At 68.3% G+C, this 17,225-nt stretch carries 16 protein-coding genes and 1 pseudogene; 6 read left to right on the plus strand and 11 right to left on the minus strand.

From position 1 onward, the window contains the following. Positions 1-30: 30 nt before the first annotated feature. The 11 genes from C1704_RS03760 to C1704_RS03810 all read right to left on the minus strand — a co-directional run bounded on the left by C1704_RS03760 (position 31) and on the right by C1704_RS03810 (position 10,742). Entirely contained in the window at positions 31-549 is a 519-nt protein-coding gene (locus tag C1704_RS03760; protein WP_211286818.1) for a flavin reductase family protein, read from the minus strand. A gap of 85 nt (positions 550-634) precedes the next feature. Next, a complete protein-coding gene (locus C1704_RS03765; RefSeq protein ID WP_104301138.1) occupies positions 635-1,426 on the minus strand; it encodes an exodeoxyribonuclease III in 792 nt (263 codons plus the stop codon). Positions 1,427-1,460: 34 nt separating this feature from the next. Beyond that, a complete protein-coding gene (gene rfbC / locus C1704_RS03770; RefSeq protein ID WP_104301140.1) occupies positions 1,461-2,012 on the minus strand; it encodes a dTDP-4-dehydrorhamnose 3,5-epimerase in 552 nt (183 codons plus the stop codon). Next, the gene (gene rfbA / locus C1704_RS03775) at positions 2,012-2,896 is read right to left on the minus strand and encodes a glucose-1-phosphate thymidylyltransferase RfbA (protein WP_104301141.1); all 885 of its coding nucleotides are present in this window, start codon (positions 2,894-2,896) and stop codon (positions 2,012-2,014) included. The genes rfbC and rfbA overlap by 1 nt, the downstream gene beginning before the upstream one ends. Before the next feature lie 109 nt (positions 2,897-3,005). Then, the gene (rfbD, locus tag C1704_RS03780; protein WP_104301143.1) at positions 3,006-3,911 is read right to left on the minus strand and encodes a dTDP-4-dehydrorhamnose reductase; all 906 of its coding nucleotides are present in this window, start codon (positions 3,909-3,911) and stop codon (positions 3,006-3,008) included. Next, on the minus strand, positions 3,908-4,981 hold the full coding sequence (gene rfbB, locus C1704_RS03785) for a dTDP-glucose 4,6-dehydratase (RefSeq protein ID WP_104301145.1): 1,074 nt from the start codon (positions 4,979-4,981) through the stop codon (positions 3,908-3,910). Before rfbB ends, rfbD begins: the two co-directional genes overlap by 4 nt. A 139-nt stretch (positions 4,982-5,120) precedes the next feature. Further along, positions 5,121-6,242 carry a WecB/TagA/CpsF family glycosyltransferase gene (locus C1704_RS03790; RefSeq protein ID WP_104301147.1) on the minus strand — a complete coding sequence of 374 codons (1,122 nt, stop codon included), beginning with the start codon at positions 6,240-6,242 and terminating at the stop codon, positions 5,121-5,123. After that, positions 6,239-7,159 carry an NAD-dependent epimerase/dehydratase family protein gene (locus tag C1704_RS03795; protein WP_104301149.1) on the minus strand — a complete coding sequence of 307 codons (921 nt, stop codon included), beginning with the start codon at positions 7,157-7,159 and terminating at the stop codon, positions 6,239-6,241. The genes C1704_RS03790 and C1704_RS03795 overlap by 4 nt, the downstream gene beginning before the upstream one ends. Continuing rightward, complete coding sequence (gene gmd / locus C1704_RS03800; protein WP_104301151.1) at positions 7,159-8,193, minus strand: GDP-mannose 4,6-dehydratase; 1,035 nt, start codon at positions 8,191-8,193, stop codon at positions 7,159-7,161. Before gmd ends, C1704_RS03795 begins: the two co-directional genes overlap by 1 nt. A 36-nt stretch (positions 8,194-8,229) precedes the next feature. Further along, positions 8,230-9,666: a mannose-1-phosphate guanylyltransferase/mannose-6-phosphate isomerase gene (locus tag C1704_RS03805; RefSeq protein ID WP_104301153.1), complete on the minus strand. Its 1,437-nt coding sequence runs from the start codon at positions 9,664-9,666 to the stop codon at positions 8,230-8,232. 104 nt (positions 9,667-9,770) lie between these two features. Further along, positions 9,771-10,742: an AraC-like ligand-binding domain-containing protein gene (locus C1704_RS03810; protein ID WP_104301155.1), complete on the minus strand. Its 972-nt coding sequence runs from the start codon at positions 10,740-10,742 to the stop codon at positions 9,771-9,773. Between the two features lie 218 nt (positions 10,743-10,960). Here C1704_RS03810 and C1704_RS03815 point away from each other — a divergent pair, with 218 nt between their 5' ends. The 6 genes and pseudogenes from C1704_RS03815 to C1704_RS17715 all read left to right on the plus strand — a co-directional run bounded on the left by C1704_RS03815 (position 10,961) and on the right by C1704_RS17715 (position 17,037). Beyond that, positions 10,961-12,205: an amino acid ABC transporter substrate-binding protein gene (locus tag C1704_RS03815; RefSeq protein WP_104301675.1), complete on the plus strand. Its 1,245-nt coding sequence runs from the start codon at positions 10,961-10,963 to the stop codon at positions 12,203-12,205. 9 nt (positions 12,206-12,214) lie between these two features. Beyond that, positions 12,215-13,090 (plus strand): branched-chain amino acid ABC transporter permease, encoded by an 876-nt coding sequence (locus C1704_RS03820; protein WP_104301157.1) that lies wholly within the window; start codon positions 12,215-12,217, stop codon positions 13,088-13,090. Beyond that, entirely contained in the window at positions 13,087-14,049 is a 963-nt protein-coding gene (locus C1704_RS03825; RefSeq protein WP_104301159.1) for a branched-chain amino acid ABC transporter permease, read from the plus strand. Before C1704_RS03820 ends, C1704_RS03825 begins: the two co-directional genes overlap by 4 nt. Continuing rightward, positions 14,042-14,788 carry an ABC transporter ATP-binding protein gene (locus tag C1704_RS03830; RefSeq protein ID WP_104301161.1) on the plus strand — a complete coding sequence of 249 codons (747 nt, stop codon included), beginning with the start codon at positions 14,042-14,044 and terminating at the stop codon, positions 14,786-14,788. Before C1704_RS03825 ends, C1704_RS03830 begins: the two co-directional genes overlap by 8 nt. Further along, positions 14,785-15,297: pseudogene (locus C1704_RS17710) on the plus strand (ABC transporter ATP-binding protein); the annotation flags it as partial. The gene C1704_RS03830 and the pseudogene C1704_RS17710, both read left to right, overlap by 4 nt. Before the next feature lie 285 nt (positions 15,298-15,582). Continuing rightward, on the plus strand, positions 15,583-17,037 hold the full coding sequence (locus C1704_RS17715) for an aldehyde dehydrogenase (RefSeq protein ID WP_245876383.1): 1,455 nt from the start codon (positions 15,583-15,585) through the stop codon (positions 17,035-17,037). The last annotated feature ends 188 nt before the right edge of the window (positions 17,038-17,225 follow it).

The raw sequence follows: 17,225 nt of genomic DNA on the forward strand, positions 1-17,225 counted from the left end.
CCTGAGGCGAGTTCAAGCCCGCCGGCCGGCTCACAGCGGCAACTCGGTGAAGTAGCGCCCGCCGTGGAAGATCAGTGGCAAGGCGCCGGGGCGCTGCTCGCACCGTTCCACCTCGCCGACGAAGATGACATGGTCACCCTCCTCGTAGCGGCTGCGGTTGAAGCATTCGAACACCGCGGCTGCGCCATCGAGCAACGGCGCCCCGCCCGCACCTTCGCGCCAGGACAGTCCGGCAAACCGGTCCACGCCCTTGGCAGCGAAGCGCTCGGCCAGGGCCATCTGTTCGGCCGCAAGGATGTGGATGGCGTAGTGGGAGCCCCGCTCGAAGGCCGGCATCGAGCCCGCCAGGCGTGACAGGCTCCACAGCACCAGCGGCGGGTTGAGCGAGACGGAATTGAAGGAATTGGCCGTGAGCCCGATGAGCCGCCCGTCGGCCGCACGGGCGGTAACGATGGTGACCCCCGTCGCAAAGCTGCCGAGCGCCTGTCGGAACTCGACCGAGGAGAAACTGGGGGCGGCGGCCCGGCGGGGTGGGTTCACGACTTCCATGATCGGCGGAGGACCCATTATTCCCCAGCCCCGCCCCATGGGAAGGGCCCATGCCCCCCCTCTTTGCGTGGGCTCAGCGCCATGCTCAGAGCGTGAGGTCGTACTCGATCGTGAGCGGCGCGTGGTCGGAGAAGCGCTGCGCCTTGTAGACGCTGGCCGCCCGTGCAGTGGCGGCCACGGCGGGGCTGGCAACGTGGTAGTCGATGCGCCACCCCACGTTGTTGGCCCAGGCCTGGCCGCGGTTGCTCCACCAGGTGTAGGCCTCGCCGGTGGTGTCGGGGTGCAGACGGCGGTACACATCCACCAGGCCGATGTCCTCGACCAGACGCGTGAACCAGGCGCGCTCCTCGGGCAGGAAGCCGCTGTTCTTCTGGTTGCTCTTCCAGTTCTTGAGATCGATTTCCTTGTGCGCGATGTTCACGTCGCCGCACAGCACGAACTCGCGCTCGGCCTTCAGGCGCTGCAGGTGGGGAAAGAATTCGTCGAGGAAGCGGAACTTGGCCTGCTGCCGCTCTTCTGAACTGGAGCCGCTGGGGAAGTAGCAGCTGATGACCGAGAACTTGCGCGAGGGCGTGTCGAAACGGGCTTCGACGTAGCGACCCTCGGCATCGAATTCGGTACTGCCGAAGCCGATCTTCACGTCGCTGGGTGCGTGGCGACTGTACAGACCCACGCCGGAATAGCCCTTCTTCTCGGCACAGTGGAACCAGCCCTGCAGGCCGTGCGGGGCGCGCATGGCGTCGGTCAGGTCGCCGTCCTGGGCCTTGAGTTCCTGCAGGCAGACGAAGTCAGCCTGCTGCTGGGCCAGCCAGTCGAAGTAGCCCTTGTTCGCCGCCGAGCGGATGCCGTTGAGGTTGGAGGAGATGATGCGCAGCATGGGCGCGAGCTTACCTCCCCCGCCCGGCGCCTGCTCAGGCGAACACCTCCGCCTGGGCCAGGCTCACGCCCTGGGCATCCTTGGCCGACACCTGCGGCGCCATGCCGGTGTCGGGCCAGTCGATGCCGAGGGCCGGGTCGTCCCAGCGGATGCAGCGCTCGGCCTGCGGAGCGTAGTAGTTCGTGGTCTTGTAGAGGAAATCGGCGCTGTCGCTGAGCACCAGGAAACCGTGCGCAAAGCCCGGCGGCACCCAGAGCTGGCGGTGGTTCTCGCCGCTGAGCTCCACACCCACCCATTGGCCGAAGCGTGGGCTGGAACGGCGCACGTCCACCGCCACGTCGAGCACGCGGCCTTGCGTGACACGCACGAGCTTGCCCTGGGCGGCCGGGTCGAGCTGGTAGTGCAGCCCGCGCAGCACCCCGCGGCTGGAACGCGAGTGGTTGTCCTGCACGAAGTCGAAATGGGTTCCGACGGCTTCGTCGAAGACGTTCTGGCGGAAGCTTTCCAGGAAGAAGCCGCGCTCGTCGCCGAAGACGCGCGGCTCGAAGATCAGCACTTCCGGCAATCGGGTGGGGGTGACCTTCATCAGAAGACCTTTTCGTTGAGCACCTGCTGAAGATACTGGCCATAGCCGCTCTTGGCCAGCGGCGCGGCCAGGGCGGCGAGCTGATCCGCGCTGATCCAGCCCTGACGCCAGGCGATTTCTTCGGGGCAGCAGATCTTGAGGCCCTGGCGCTTTTCCAGCGTCTGGATGAACTGGCTGGCCTCGATCAGGGAGTCATGCGTGCCGGTGTCGAGCCAGGCATCGCCACGGCCCAGCACCTGCACGTCCAGCTCACCGGCGTCGAGGTACACGCGGTTGAGGTCGGTGATCTCGAGCTCGCCACGCGGGCTGGGCTTGAGCGCACGCGCGCGTTCGACCACCTGGGCGTCATAGAAGTACAGGCCCGTGACCGCATAGCGGCTCTTGGGCTGCTTGGGCTTTTCTTCCAGGCTGATGGCCCGGCCGCTGGCGTCGAACTCGACCACGCCATAGCGCTCGGGGTCATGCACCGGGTAGGCAAAGACCGTGGCGCCGTCGCGCCGGCCCATCGCGGCCTTCAGGCGCGACGCCAGGTCGTGGCCGTAGAAGATGTTGTCGCCCAGCACCAGCGCGCTGGGCGCGCCGTCCAGGAAACCTTCACCGATCAGGAAGGCCTGGGCCAGGCCGTCCGGGCGGGGCTGCACCGCGTACTGCAGCGACAGGCCCCAGGCGCTGCCATCGCCCAGCAGCTGCTGGAAGCGCGGCGTGTCCTGCGGCGTGGAGATGATGAGGATCTCGCGAATGCCCGCCAGCATCAGGGCCGACAGCGGGTAGTAGATCATGGGCTTGTCGTACACCGGCAGCAGCTGCTTGCTGATCGCCAGCGTGGCCGGGTGCAGCCGGGTGCCGGAACCCCCGGCGAGGATGATGCCTTTGCGGGTGGTCATGACAACCCCCCGGCGTCCGTTCCGTCCGCCACCCCCCCGAGGGGGGCCGGGCCTGGCTTGGGGCGGCCCGGCGCGGCGGCCCGGGTCCGTGCTGTGAATTGAGGGTGTTTCATATGTTCCGCGAAAGGATTTCTGAAAGCATGCGTTCCACCCCGTGCTGCCAGGGCGGCAGGCACAGGCCGAAGGCCTCGCGCAGGCGGGTGGTGTCGAGGCGGGAATTCAAGGGTCGCCGCGCCGGCGTGGGAAACGCGGTCGTGGGCACCGGCTCGATGGCCTGCGGCGCCACACGAACGGCGTGCCCGTGCGCGCGGGCCCATTCGATGACATGGCGGGCGTAGTCGAACCAGCTCGTCTCGCCGGCCGCCACGAGGTGGTACAGGCCCGACAGCTCGGGCCGCGCCTGGGCGGTGCGCAAAGCCTGGGCGGTCACGTCGGCGATCAGCTCGGCCCCGGTGGGCGCGCCGATCTGGTCGTTCACCACGGTCAGGCGGTCGCGCTCTCCGGCCAGGCGCAGCATGGTCCTGGCGAAGTTGCCCCCACGCGCGGCATAGACCCAGCTCGTGCGGAAGATCAGGTGACGACAGCCACTCTGGGCGATGAGCTGCTCGCCTTCGAGCTTGCTGCGGCCATAGACGCTCAGGGGCGCCGTCGGGTCGTCTTCCTGCCGCGCCTGGTGGCCGCTGCCGTCGAAGACGTAGTCGGTGCTGTAGTGCACCAGCCAGGCGCCCAGGGCCGCGGCCTCGCGGGCCAGCACACCGGGCGCGGTGGCATTGAGCAGGGTGGCCAGTGCGGGCTCGCTCTCGGCCCGGTCCACCGCGGTGTGGGCCGCGGCATTGACGATCACGTCCGGGCGCACCGCCCGCACGGTGGCGGCCAGGCCATCGAGCTGCGCGAGATCGCCGCACAGCACATCATGGCCGCGTCGGTCGAGCGCCACGACCTCGCCCAGGGGGGCCAGGGCGCGCTGCAGCTCCCAGCCGACCTGGCCGTTCTTGCCCAGCAGGAGGATCTTCATGCGGCCTGCGCGTCCGCCGGCTGGTACTGTGCGGCGATCCAGTCGCGGTAGGCGCCGCTTTGCACCTGGGCGACCCACTCGGGATGGTCGAGGTACCACTGCACCGTCTTGCGGATGCCGGTGGCGAAGGTCTCGGCCGGGCGCCAGCCCAGTTCGCGCTCGATCTTGCGCGCGTCGATGGCGTAACGGCGGTCGTGGCCGGGGCGGTCCTTCACGAAGGTGATCAGGCGGCTATAGGGCCCGGCCGGGTCGGGCTTGAGCTCGTCGAGCAGGGCGCATACCGTGCGCACGATCTCGATGTTGGGCATCTCGTTCCAGCCGCCCACGTTGTAGGTCTCACCCACGCGGCCGCGCGCCAGCACGGCGCGGATGGCGCTGCAGTGGTCGGTCACGTAGAGCCAGTCGCGCACGTTGAGGCCGTCGCCATACACCGGCAGCGGCTTGCCGGCCAGGGCGTTGACGATCATCAGCGGGATGAGCTTCTCGGGGAAATGGTAGGGGCCGTAGTTGTTCGAGCAGTTGGTGGTGAGCACCGGCAGGCCGTAGGTGTGGAACCAGGCGCGCACGAGGTGGTCACTGGCCGCCTTGCTGGCCGAATACGGGCTGTTGGGCTCGTAGGGGTGGGTCTCGGTGAAGGCCGGTGCGTCGGCGCTCAGCGAGCCATAGACCTCGTCGGTGGACACATGGTGGAAGCGGAAGGCGGCCTTCTCGTCGGCGGGCAGGGCCTGCCAGTGGGCGCGGGCGGCTTCCAGCAGCGTGAAGGTGCCTTCCACATTGGTGCGGATGAAGGCACCGGGGCCATGGATGGAACGGTCCACATGGCTTTCGGCGGCGAAGTGCACGATGGCACGCGGCCGGTGGGTGGCCAGCAGGCGGTCGATCAGGGCCCGGTCGCAGATGTCGCCATGCACGAAGGTGTGGCGCGGGTCCTCGCGCAGGCTGTCGAGGTTGTGGACATTGCCCGCATAGGTGAGGGCGTCCAGGGTGATGACGGGCTCATCGCTCTGCTGGAGCCAGTCGAGCACGAAGTTGCTGCCGATGAAGCCGGCGCCGCCGGTGACGAGGATCATGGTGAAGTCCGAAACGAAGCAGGGAACCGTTCACCGGGCACCCGGTGTGCTGAGTGCCCGTATTGTGGGGGGGCACAGGCCACGCAGCCAACCTCGCCCCACCCCCATGTTGAGGGTTCTGATTCTCGCATCACTGGCTTCAGAGGCTCTTCAGCAGATCGGCACACCCGTGCTGCCTCAGCCGTCGTCGCACCAGCGGGCTGGCCACCGTGATGGCACAGCCCCGGCCCAGCCGCTGCTGGTGGGCCTGCACCAGCAGCAGCAGGCCCATCGCCTCGGCGTCGAGTTCTTCGACCGCCTGCAGGTCCAGGCGCAGGTCACATGACAGCGCCAGCGCATCCTTGCAGGCCTGGCGCAATGCCGGGACCGTGGCCGCAACGCACACGCCCCGCAGGCGCAGGGTCACCGCGCCCGCGGCAGGAGCTTCGAGGTGGGTGTCGAGTCGGCTTGCATGCCGATCGCGCCGAACCCGAGCCCACCACAGCGGCAGGACGCTGCCCCAGAGCATGGGCAGCAACGCCCGTGCATCGCCGGCATACCGGCGCCACAGCGCCGGTTCCTGCATGATGCGCCACAACCACTCGAGGCCCAGGCGGCGCCACAGCGGCGGTGCACGGCGCACCGTGCCGGCCTCGAAGTTGACCACCGCGCCCAGCGGCCCGATCACCGGCGCCATGAGGCGGTGTCGGTTGCGCTCGATCCAGGCCTGCCCCTTCTTGGCGCCCAGCGACACGACCACAAAGTCCGGTTGGGTTGCATTGATGCGCTCAATCACCGCATCGGTGCTCATGCTGTCCAGCGACCCGAAACCCGGCGAGTCGAAGCCCACGCAATGCAGCCCCCCACCCAGTGCGTTGATGCGCCGGCTGGCCGCCTCGGCCGCGCCGTCGGGCCCCCCGAAGAAGTAGGCGCGCACCGGGCGGGCTGCGTTGCCGTGGTGCAGGGCCTCGAACACGTCGGAGCCGGCCACGCGTTCGCGCAGCGGCAGGCCCAGCAGGCGGGCCAGCCACACGATGGGCATGCCGTCGGCCACGCTCAGTTCGCTGTGCAGCACCGTGCGTCGGAACTCAGGATCCTGACGGGCCGCGATCAGGAAGTTGAGATTGGGCGTGGACAACCAGCAGCGCCGGCGTTGAGCGATCGCATCGCGCACCTCCTGCAAGGTTTCGTCCAGGGTGAGTACGTCGAACGGCAGACCGAGCAGGCACACGACGCGCCGATCGAGCTGGGACAAGTCAGCGCCAGGCGTCGCGGTCGTCATGCCATGTGCGGCGCAGCGGCCTGCTCGGCATCGAGCATCCACGCCAGGGTCTCGGTCAGCGGCACGGTCGGCAACGGTCCCACAGCCGCCACGAGACGGGCCGGATTCCCCACCAGGCGGCGCACCTCGTTGGGTCTCACAAAGGCCGGGTTGACTTTCACCTCAGGGCGGAAGCCACACCGGCGCTCCAGCAGGCTCAGGATGTCCATGAGGCTGTGCCCCTGCCCGGAGCACACGTTGTAGACCTGGCCCCTGGCGGGTTGTTCGAGCAGGCGCACATAGGCTTCGACCACCGTGCGCACGTCGGAGAAGTCGCGTTCGACCTCGAGATTGCCCAGTTCGAGCACCGGGGCGCGGCGCGCGAAATGGCCGACGATCTTGGGCACCAGGAAGTGCGCGGCCTGTCCCACGCCCGTGTAGTTGAAGGGCCGCACCAGCGTGATCGGCAGCCTGTGTGTCCACAGCCGCGCCATGTGCTCCATGGCCAGCTTGCTGACGGCATAGTCGTTCGCGGGTGCCGGCGGCGTGCTTTCGTCCAGCATCCCCTCGACGGCATTGCCATAGACGTTGGCACTGCTGGCCAGCAGCACATGACGGACCGACCCGCGCCGGGCCAGCGCATCGAGCAGGCATCGGGTGCCGATCAGGTTGGTGCGATAGATCGCCTCGACGTCCCCGTGGGCGACGAAGGACACGGCCGCCAGGTGGACCACGACCTCGGGACGCTCATCGTCCAGCAGCGATGCCAACCGTCCGGCATCGAGGAGATCGCCCTCGCACAGCCTGTCCACGCCGGGCAAGGCGTTCGCCGCTGCATCCTGCACCAGACCGCACACCCGGTAGCCACGGGCCTGCAGCGCCGGGGCGAGGTAGCGGCCGGTGAATCCGGCCACCCCGGTGACAAAGGCCGTTCGCATCAGAAGGAGCGCCCGTCCCGGTTGCGGCGCAGGTCGGCCTCCACCATCATCTGGCACAGTGCCTCGAGGGTGGTGTGCGCCTCCCAGCCCAGTTCCTTCTTCGCCTTGGCAGGGTTGCCGATGAGCAGCTCCACTTCGGCCGGTCGGTAGAACTTCGGGTTCACACGTACCAGGGTCTTGCCGGTGGTCCGGTCAATGCCCACCTCGTTCTCAGCCTGCCCTTCGAAGGCCAGATCAAAGCCCGCCGCCTGAGCCGCCATCGACACGAAGTCACGAACCGTCTCGGTGCGGTTGGTGGCCAGCACATACGTGTCGGGCTTGTTGGCCTGCAGCATGCGCCACATGCCTTCCACGTACTCCTTGGCATAGCCCCAGTCGCGTTTGGCGTCGAGGTTGCCCAGCTCCAGCACATCGAGCTGGCCCAGCCGGATCTTGGCCATGCTGTCGGTGATCTTGCGCGTGACGAACTCTCGCCCGCGCAGCGGGGACTCGTGGTTGAAGAGGATGCCGCTGGCGCCGAAGATGTCATAGCTCTCGCGGTAGTTCACCGTCATCCAGTGCGCATAGCGCTTGGCCACGCCGTAGGGGCTGCGGGGGTAGAAGGGCGTGTCTTCGACCTGCGGGACGGCCTGGACCTTGCCGAACATCTCGGAGGTGCTGGCCTGGTAAAAGCGCACGCGAGGGTTGACGGTGCGGATGGCTTCCAGCAGGTGCACGGCGCCCAAGCCGGTGATCTCGCCGGTGGTGAGCGGCTGGTCGAAGGACACGCCCACGAAGCTCTGGGCTGCGAGGTTGTAGACCTCGGTGGCTTCGCTGCGCTCGAGCAGCCGGATGCTGGACGACAGGTCGGTGAGGTCGTACTCGACGAGCTGCAGCTGGGGATGAGCGACGACGCCGAGCTCTTCCAGGCGCCAGAAGTTCACCGAACTGGTGCGGCGGTAGGTGCCGTACACCCGGTAGCCTTTGCCCAGCAGCAGTTCGGTCAGGTAGGCTCCGTCCTGCCCGGTCACGCCGGTCACGATGGCTGTTTTCATGAGGTCGGAATGTCTGTCAGATAGAAGTAGGGGCGGTTATCGGCCGTAGCTGTCTTCGAAGCGCACGATGTCATCTTCGCCCAGGTAAGTCCCCGACTGCACCTCGATCATCTCCAGCGGCACCCGGCCCGGGTTGGCCAGTCGGTGGCGCTGGCCGAGCGGGATGTAGGTGGACTGGTTTTCGGACAACAGGAAGGTGCGGTCTTCGCAGGTGACTTCAGCGGTGCCGCGCACGACGATCCAGTGTTCGGCCCGGTGGTGGTGCATCTGCAGACTGAGCTGGGCACCGGGCTTGACGACGATGCGCTTGACCTGGAAGCGGTCGCCACCGTCGATCGCGTCATACCAGCCCCAGGGGCGGTAGACCTTGCGGTGCTGCAGCGCCTGCTGTTCGCCATCGCGGCGCAGGCGCTCGACGATCTTCTTGACGGACTGGGTGTGGTGCTTGTCCGCCACGAGCACCGCATCCGGGGTCTCGACCACGACGACATTGTCCAGCCCCACAGCCGCGACCAGGCGCGAGCCCGCCATCACGAGGCTGTTGCGGGTGTCTTCGAGCAAGGCCTTGCCTCGCACGACATTGCCGGCCTCGTCCTTGTCGGCCACCGACCACAGCGCATCCCAGGCCCCGACGTCCGACCAGCCGCAGCTCATCGGCACGACCACACCGGCCCCCAGGTCGGGGTGGTCGGCCAGCTTTTCCATCACGGCATAGTCGATGGAATCGGACGGGCAGGCCGCAAACGCGGCGCCGTCCACGCGCAGGAAGTCGTGGTCAGGACGCGCGGCCGCCAGTGCCTTCTCGCAGGCCGCCACGATGGTCGGGTGCAGGCGGCGCATCGCCCCCAACCAGGCGGAGGCCCGCAGCAGGAAGATGCCGGCATTCCAGAAGTATTCGCCACTGGCCACATAGGCCGCGGCCGTCGCGGCATCGGGCTTCTCGACGAAGGCCTGGATGTGGCAGGCTGCCCCGCTGTCCGTGCATCGGCCCCCGGCGCGGATGTAGCCATACCCGGTCTCCGGGCGGTCGGGCAGGATGCCGAAGGTCACGAACGCACCCTGCGCGGCGTGGACAGCGCCCTCGGTGACGGCCCGCCCGAAGGAGGCCAGGTCGCGCACCACATGGTCGGACGGCATCACCAGCAGGAGCGGGTCGCTCGCATCGGCGGTGGCCACCAGGGCGGCCAGGGTCAGGGCCGGCGCCGTGTTGCGGCCCATCGGCTCGAGCACGATGCGCGAGGCGTGCCCGATCTGCCGGAGTTGCTCGGCAATGACAAACCGGTATTCCTCGTTGGCCACCACCAGCGGCGGCAGGCTGCTGAATCCCGTCAGTCCGTCCAGCCGCCGGGCTGTCGCCTGGAGCAAGGTGTCCTGATCCACCAGGGCCAGGAGCTGCTTGGGGTGGTGTTCACGCGAGGCGGGCCACAGGCGGGTGCCCGCTCCGCCGCACAGGATGACGGGCTGGATCTGCATGGGTGGACGATACCAGGGAAGACGCGCATTGGACCGCCAACCGCCCTGGCTGTCACCCCCGCCTTCGTGGGATGCCGAGCGTCATCGACCCGTCACGCACCTCCTCAGGGCGTGGCCTCCCCCAGCAAGCGCCGGGTGTGTTCGCGGTAGTCGCTGGGCGGCATGCCGAAGCGCGACTTGAAGACGCGGCTGAAGTGGGCCAGGTTGGAGAAGCCATGGGCCAGCGCGATCTCGGTGACCGAGCGGGGGCAGGGGGCCGGGCGCAGCAGTTCGCGGCGGCAGGCTTCCAGGCGTTCGCGCAGGATGTAGCCCGCCACGCCCTCGGCTTCGTCGGAGAAGGCGTTGTAGAGATGACGGCGGCTGCAGTTGAGCGCAGCGGCGATGCTGTCCACGTTCAGCGCCGGGTCCGCCAGGCGGGCCGTCACCTGCTGCTTGATGCGCTCGCGCAGGGCTTCGCGCTGGGACATCGCACTGCCGCGGCCGGCGAGCTCGATGAGGGAGAGGTGAACGAACTGGGTGATGGCATCGCCCGCCGCGCGCGCGGCTTCGTCATGCATGCCGGGCAGTTCGCGGTAGACGCTGCGCATGGTCTCCAGCGCCAGGCGGGCCACACCGCCGCTGCCGCCCAGTCGGCGGGCCATCAGTTCGTCAAGCACCAGGCCCCGCTCGACCAGATGCGCCTTGGGCACCATCACGATGAGATGCTCCACCCGCACCGGGTTGGCCACTGCATAGGTGTCCGTGGTGTCGTAGATGCTCCATTCACCCGGCGTGACCCAGGCCAGCCGACCCTGTTGTTCAACACCGGCGCAGCCGGTGAAGGGCGCCACGATCTTGAGGTAGCCGTTGTCGCTGGCGCGGATCTTCTCGCGCGAGCGCATCACACGGTGGCGGTTGGCCTCCAGCCGCGTCAGGATGACCGCACCGGCATGGGCACTGACCATGCGGCCGTCGAAGTCGGTGTCACCATAGACATCGGACTCCAGGCCGCAGAACAGGCGGCTGATCCAATCCGACCAGAAAGGCACACGCTCGCGGGGGGCGACCTCGTCGGTGCTCATGACGGCGGTTTGCATGGTGCGGCTCCTGGGGCGGGGGACGCCCATTATTCGGGCCCCGGCCCGGCCGGAAAAGCCTATCGGAGCCATAGCCCGGGTAAATCCCCAGGGGGTGTGCACGGATCGTCAAGCGGCAGTGCATGGGCGGCAAAGCAGCCCGCGGGCAGGCTTCCTACCATCGCCCTCACAAGCTGCCGGCGCATGGACCCGGCGGCACCACCGAGAAGGAGACCGCCATGACCTCGTCCGACCGCCGCCCCTCCCGCCGCACCCCGGCCTGCGGGACTTCCCTGAGCCGGCGCAGCGCCGTGCAGGCCCTGGCCGTGGGCGCCGCCGCCCTGGCCGCCCCCGCCCTCACACGCGCCCAGTCCGGCCCCGTGCGCATCGGCTACGCCATCGCCCGCACGGGCCCCTGGACGCCCGGCGCCCAGGTCAGCCAGGAGCCCAACTACCTGCTGTGGGCCGAACAGGTCAACGCCGCGGGCGGCCTGGACGTGCGCGGCACGAAGCGCCCCATCGAGCTGATCAGCTCCGACGACCGCAGCGACATCGAGACCTGCGTGCGCTCCTACCAGAAGCTGATGGGCAGCGACAAGGTCGACCTCATCCTCCCGCCCTGGGGCAGCAACGCCAACTTCGCCGTGGCCCCGCTGGCCAACCGCATGGGCTACCCCTTCCTCGCGCCCACGGCCCTGTCGCGCCGCCTGGTGGAGATGAAGCTGCCCTACTTCTTCCTGCTGCTGCAGCAGCCTGCGCCGATGATGAATGCGCTGGTGGACATGCTCAAGGCCAACGGCGTGAAGACCGTGGCCACGATCTACATCGACGACCTCTTCGGCCTGGAGAACTACGCCGCGTTGAAGGTGGCCCTGCAGGGCACCGGCATCAGCCTGGTGGAGGACAAGAGCTATCCCGCCGGCGTGAAGGACCTCTCGCCGGTGCTGCGCTCGATCAAGGACAAGAACCCCGATGCCTTCATCGGCATCACCTACCCGCCCGACACCATCCTGGCCAGCCGCCAGAGCAAGGAGATCGGCTTCAACCCGAAGTTCTTCTATGCCTCGGTGGGCACGGCCTTCCAGCTCTACCGCAACGTGATGGGCCCGGGCGCCGAAGGGGTGCTGGGCATGGGCTCGTGGAACCCCAAGACCAGTGCCGGTGCCAAGGCCTACTTCGACGCCCATGTGGCCAAGTTCGGCGCCCAGAAGGAACCCGACCGCTGGGCCAGCGGCCATTGCTGGGCCGGGTTGCAGATCCTGCAGGCGGCCGTGGCCAAGGTGGGCCTGGACCGCAAGGCCATCCGCGACTACGTGGCGGGCACCGAGCACGACACCATCATCGGCAAGGTGAAGTTCACGGGCAGCGAGAACACCGCCACGCCGGGCACGGTGAGCCAGTGGCAGAAGGGCGAGTTCGAGGTGGTGTGGCCGCGCAGCATGGCCACCGCGCCGCTCATCACGCAGAAACCCGCCTGGGTCTGAGCCGCGTCCATGTCCTTCGGTGCCTGGCTTGAACTGATCGCCTCCGGTCTCATCACCGGGGGCGTCTATGCCCTGGTCGCGCTCGGCCTGAACCTGCAGTACGGGCTGATGCGCATCCTCAACATCGCGCACGGCGAGTTCCTGATGGTGGGGGCCTTCCTCACCTGGCTGATGCAGACGCAATTCAGCGTCTCGCCGCTGCTGATGGTGCCCGTGAGCTTTGCACTGCTGATGGGCGTGGGCCTGATCGTGCACCGGCTGTGGTTTCGCCCGCTCACCGCCACCTCGCCCAATCTCGATGTCTTCGAGGCGCGCGGCCTGATGGTGTGTTTTGGCCTGATGTTCCTGGTGCAGAACTTCGCCTCGCTGATCTGGGGTGGCGACCTGCGCGGCTACGACTACCTGACCCAGCCGGTGGCCATCGGCGGGGCGCAGTTTGCGGTCAACAAGCTGGTGGTCTTCGGCCTGGCGCTGTTCTTCAGCGGCGCGCTCATCGTGCTCCTGCGCACCACGCTGCTGGGCAAGGGCGTGCGCGCACTGATGCAGTCGCCCACCGGGGCGCAGCTCGTGGGCATCAACACCCAGCGGCTGCACCCGCTGATGTTCGGCATCGGCCTGGGCCTGTCGGGCGTGGCGGGGTGCCTGCTGTCGATGACCTATGCCATCACGCCCTCGATGGGCGAGCCCTACACCGTGACCGCCCTCATCGTCATCACGCTGGGTGGCTTCGGCAGCATGAGCGGGGCGCTGGCCGGCGGCTTGCTGCTGGGCGTCATCGAGGCGCTGGGCATGCACTTCACCAACCCCTCGCTGAAGTCCCTGCTGAGCTACAGCGTGTTCATCGCCGTACTGCTGTTGCGGCCGAACGGGCTGTTCAAGAAATGAACGATCGCACCCTTCTGACCCGGGATCTCCTGGTGCTCTTCGCCCTCGCGGGCTGGGCCCTGGCCATTCCCCACTACGGCAGCGAGTTCGTGCTGTCGCTCACGCTCACCTGCCTGATGTACATCGCGCTGTCGTCGAGCTGGTCGCTGTTCTGCGGCACCACGCGCTACCTCTCGCTGGCCACCGCCGCCTTCTTCGGCATCGGTGCCTACACCAGCGCGCTGGTGCTGGAGCAGTCGTCGTGGCTGTCGGCCGTGGGCCTGGGGGCGCTGATCGCCGCGGCTGTGGCGGTGGTGATGGGGGCGGCGGTGCTGCACCTGCGCGGCACCTACTTCGCCGTGCTCACCTTCGGCATGACCGAGCTGATCCGTCACGCCATCACCTACTTCGAGAAGCAGGTGACCGGCACGGTGGGCCGTGTGCTGGTGGTGGTGCCCGAGGGCGACACGGTCTACCTCACCGTGCTGGCGCTGGCGGTGCTGGCGCTGGCCACCTCCATCGTCGTGCGGCGCAGCCGCTTTGGCCTGGCCCTGGTGGGCATCGGGGCCGACGAACAGCGTGCCCAGACCCTGGGCGTGAACACCCGGCTCGTGAAGATCGGCGGCTTTGCGCTGACCGCAGCCTTCGCCGGCGCGGTGGGTGCGGCCATGTCGGTGCGATGGACCTACATCGACCCCACCACCGTCTTCAACCCCTTCATCGGCTTCCAGACCGTGCTGATCGCGCTCATCGGCGGTGCCGCCACGCTGTGGGGGCCGCTCATCGCCGCCATCGTCTTCAGCCTGCTGGCCGAAACCCTGCGCCTGCAGCTGCCACAGCTTTACATGATGTCGCTGGGCCTGCTGCTCATCCTGTGCGTGCTTTACCTGCCCGGCGGCCTGGCCTCACTGCGCTGGAGCACCTTCGGGGGCTGGTGGCGCGACAGCCGCGGATGGTGGAAGGAGCAGCGCCATGGCTGAGCTTCTGCTCGACGCCCAGGGCGTGACGGTACGCTTCGGCGGACTGGTGGCCGTTGACCAGGTCGATGCGACCTTCCACGCCGGTGAGCTGGTGGGCATCATCGGGCCCAACGGTGCGGGCAAGACCACCTTCTTCAACGCGATCTCCGGCGTGATCGCCCCCACCAGCGGACGGCTCGTGGCGCAGGGGCATGAGCTCACGGGCGCCAAGCCGCATGCCTATGCGCGGCACGGCATCGCGCGCACCTTCCAGACGCCGCGGGTGTTCGCCGAATTGCCGGTGGCCGCCAACATCGACTTCGGCCTGAAGTTTGCCGGCCGTCGCCGCACCGCCTCGTGGCTGCTGAAGGACGCGGGGAGCATCCTCAACGTGATCGGCCTGTCGGCCCAGGCCGCGCTGCCTGCCGCGGCCATCACGCCCTCGCAGCAGCGCCTGCTGGAGATCGGCATGGCGCTGGCCAGGCGGCCGCGCCTGCTGCTGCTCGACGAAGTGGCCGCCGGCCTCACCGAGGCCGAGGTGGAGAACATGGCCCAGCTCATCCGCCGACTGCGCGACGAGTTGGACCTGACCGTGGTGTGGATCGAGCACGCCGTGACCACGCTCCTGCGCCACGTCGAGTGGGTGCTGGTGCTGCACCAGGGCCGCAAGATCGCCGATGGCACGCCGGGCGAGGTGGTGCGCAACGCCGAGGTGATCGAGGCCTACCTGGGGGACGAAATGGCCGAGGCGGTGGCATGAAGAACGACATTGAACAAGCCCTGGGCGCCGGCCACAGACTGGCGCACCTGAAGGTCAAGGGCCTGAGCGCCGGCTATGGCGGTTTCCTGGTGCTGCGCGACCTGAAACTCGAAGCCAGACCCGGCCTCACCGTGATCCTGGGCCCCAACGGCGCGGGCAAGACCACGCTGCTCAAGGCCATCGCCGGGCTCATCCCCCGCGCGGGCGAGGTGCTGCTCGACGACGAAGCCCTGCCGACGGAGAAGCCCGACGAGATCGTGCGCCGCGGCCTGAGCCTGGTGCCCGAGGGCCGCCAGCTCTTTGCCCAGATGACGGTCACCGAGAACCTCGAGCTGGGTGGCTGGCTGGTGGACAAGGCCGAGCGGGCGCGCCGCCTGGCCCAGGCCTTCAAGGACTTCCCCAAGCTCGCAGAACGGGCCCAGCAACTGGCCGGCACGATGAGTGGCGGCGAGCAGCAGATGGTGGCCGTGGCGCGCGCGATGATGAGCGCCCCCCGCCTGCTGATGCTCGACGAACCATCGCTGGGCCTCGCACCACGCATGGTCGATGAACTCCTGGCCATCGCCCGTCGCATCGCCGATGCCGGCACCACGGTGCTGATGGTCGAACAGAACGTGCGCAAGGCCCTGGCGGTGGCCGACCGGGGCTATGTGCTCGAACGTGGCGTGCTCGTGGCCAGCGGCCCGGCCACGCTGCTGTCGCGCTCCACGGTGATCCGCCAGGCCTATCTGGGCGCCCCCTCGGGCGCTGCCTCCTCTTCCTCATCCTCTTCCACCGACACGAAGGAGAAGTCCATGTCCGACCTGTCCATGCTCATCAACGGCCTGGCCGTTTCCGCCGAAAAGGGCGCCACCTTCGAACGTCGCAACCCGCTCGACGGCAGCGTGGCCACGCGCGCCCCTGCGGCCAGCACCGCCGACGCGGTGGCTGCGGTGGAGGCCGCCGCCGAAGCCTTCAAGACCTGGAGCCAGACGGGCCCCGGCGAACGCCGCGCCCTGCTGCTCAAGGCCGCCGACGCGCTGGAGGCCAAGACGCCGAAGTTCGTGGAAGCCGTGCCGGCCGAGACCGGCGCCACCGGCATGTGGGCCGGCTTCAACGTCTTCCTGGCCGCCGGCATGTTGCGCGAGGCCGCCGCCCTCACCACGCAGATCGCCGGCGAGGTGATCCCCTCCGACGTGCCCGGCTCGCTGGCCATGGGCGTGCGCCAGCCCGCCGGCGTGGTGCTGGGCATCGCCCCGTGGAACGCCCCCGTCATCCTGGGTGTGCGCGCCATCGCCACACCGCTGGCCTGCGGCAACACCGTCATCCTCAAGGGCTCCGAGAACTGCCCGCGCACCCACCAGCTCATCGTCGAGGCGCTGCAGGACGCCGGCTTCCCGCCGGGTGTGGTGAACTACATCACCAATGCCCCCGCCGATGCCGGCGCCGTGGTGGAAGCTATGGTCGCCCACCCGGCCGTCAAGCGCGTGAACTTCACCGGCTCCACCAAGGTGGGCAAGATCATCGCGATGACCTGCGCCAAGTACCTCAAGCCGGTGGTGCTGGAACTGGGCGGCAAGGCCCCCATCGTGGTGCTCGACGATGCCGACCTGGACGATGCCGTGAACGCCACGGCCTTCGGGGCCTTTGCCAACTCCGGCCAGATCTGCATGAGCACTGAGCGCATCATCGTGGACGAGAAGATCGCCGATGCCTACATCGACAAGCTCGTCACCAAGGCGAAGGGCCTGCCGCTGGGCGACCCGCGCAAGAGCGACCCGGTGGTGCTGGGCTCGGTGATCGGCATGGGCACCGTGGAGCACTGCAACGCCCTCATCGACGATGCGCTGGCCAAGGGCGCCAAGCTGCTGTGCGGCGGCAAGGCCGAGAACACGCTGATGCCCGCCACGCTGCTCGACCGCGTGACGCCCGACATGAGGATCTACCACGAGGAGACCTTCGGCCCGGTGAAGTGCATCGTGCGCGTGAAGGGCGTGGAGGAAGCGATTACCTGCGCGAACGACAACGAATACGGCCTGTCATCGGCCGTCTTCGGCCGTGACATCGCACGCGCCCTGCAGGTGGCACGGCGCATCGAGTCGGGCATCTGCCACGTCAACGGCCCCACCGTGCACGACGAGGCCCAGATGCCCTTCGGCGGCGTGAAGGCCAGCGGCTATGGGCGCTTCGGCGGCAAGGCGGGCGTAGCGGAGTTCACCGAGCTGCGCTGGATCACGGTGCAGACCGCGCCAAGGCACTATCCGTTCTGACACATCGAGCTGCTGGTCTAGCGTGGCAAGGTTGTAAACGTTCGTAATTCCTGCAAAGGAGGGGTTGGCAGACGCTGCTGGGCCGCCATACTGCGCGCGACTTGGCGAGGCTGCGTGCCAGGGCAGGGTGATGGAGTCCTTCACTGCAAACGACCGCAGCGCATGCCGGGTCGTACAAGCAGATCAAA

It is taken from the genome of Caldimonas caldifontis, from assembly GCF_002930615.1.
GTDB classification, from domain to species: Bacteria; Pseudomonadota; Gammaproteobacteria; order Burkholderiales; family Burkholderiaceae_C; genus Caldimonas; species Caldimonas caldifontis.

Excerpts from the sequence above, each read along its gene's own strand:
- C1704_RS17715 (WP_245876383.1), top strand. The coding sequence starts at position 15,583 with ATGTCCGACCTGTCCATGCTCATCAACGGCCTGGCCGTTTCCGCCGAA.
- C1704_RS03820 (WP_104301157.1), top strand. The coding sequence starts at position 12,215 with ATGTCCTTCGGTGCCTGGCTTGAACTGATCGCCTCCGGTCTCATCACC.
- C1704_RS03815 (WP_104301675.1), top strand. The coding sequence starts at position 10,961 with ATGACCTCGTCCGACCGCCGCCCCTCCCGCCGCACCCCGGCCTGCGGG.
- rfbC (WP_104301140.1), bottom strand. The coding sequence starts at position 2,012 with ATGAAGGTCACCCCCACCCGATTGCCGGAAGTGCTGATCTTCGAGCCG.
- C1704_RS03830 (WP_104301161.1), top strand. The coding sequence starts at position 14,042 with ATGGCTGAGCTTCTGCTCGACGCCCAGGGCGTGACGGTACGCTTCGGC.
- rfbA (WP_104301141.1), bottom strand. The coding sequence starts at position 2,896 with ATGACCACCCGCAAAGGCATCATCCTCGCCGGGGGTTCCGGCACCCGG.
- C1704_RS03795 (WP_104301149.1), bottom strand. The coding sequence starts at position 7,159 with ATGCGAACGGCCTTTGTCACCGGGGTGGCCGGATTCACCGGCCGCTAC.
- rfbD (WP_104301143.1), bottom strand. The coding sequence starts at position 3,911 with ATGAAGATCCTCCTGCTGGGCAAGAACGGCCAGGTCGGCTGGGAGCTG.
- C1704_RS03810 (WP_104301155.1), bottom strand. The coding sequence starts at position 10,742 with ATGCAAACCGCCGTCATGAGCACCGACGAGGTCGCCCCCCGCGAGCGT.
- C1704_RS03790 (WP_104301147.1), bottom strand. The coding sequence starts at position 6,242 with ATGACGACCGCGACGCCTGGCGCTGACTTGTCCCAGCTCGATCGGCGC.
- C1704_RS03760 (WP_211286818.1), bottom strand. The coding sequence starts at position 549 with ATGGAAGTCGTGAACCCACCCCGCCGGGCCGCCGCCCCCAGTTTCTCC.
- C1704_RS03765 (WP_104301138.1), bottom strand. The coding sequence starts at position 1,426 with ATGCTGCGCATCATCTCCTCCAACCTCAACGGCATCCGCTCGGCGGCG.
- rfbB (WP_104301145.1), bottom strand. The coding sequence starts at position 4,981 with ATGATCCTCGTCACCGGCGGCGCCGGCTTCATCGGCAGCAACTTCGTG.
- gmd (WP_104301151.1), bottom strand. The coding sequence starts at position 8,193 with ATGAAAACAGCCATCGTGACCGGCGTGACCGGGCAGGACGGAGCCTAC.
- C1704_RS03805 (WP_104301153.1), bottom strand. The coding sequence starts at position 9,666 with ATGCAGATCCAGCCCGTCATCCTGTGCGGCGGAGCGGGCACCCGCCTG.
- C1704_RS03825 (WP_104301159.1), top strand. The coding sequence starts at position 13,087 with ATGAACGATCGCACCCTTCTGACCCGGGATCTCCTGGTGCTCTTCGCC.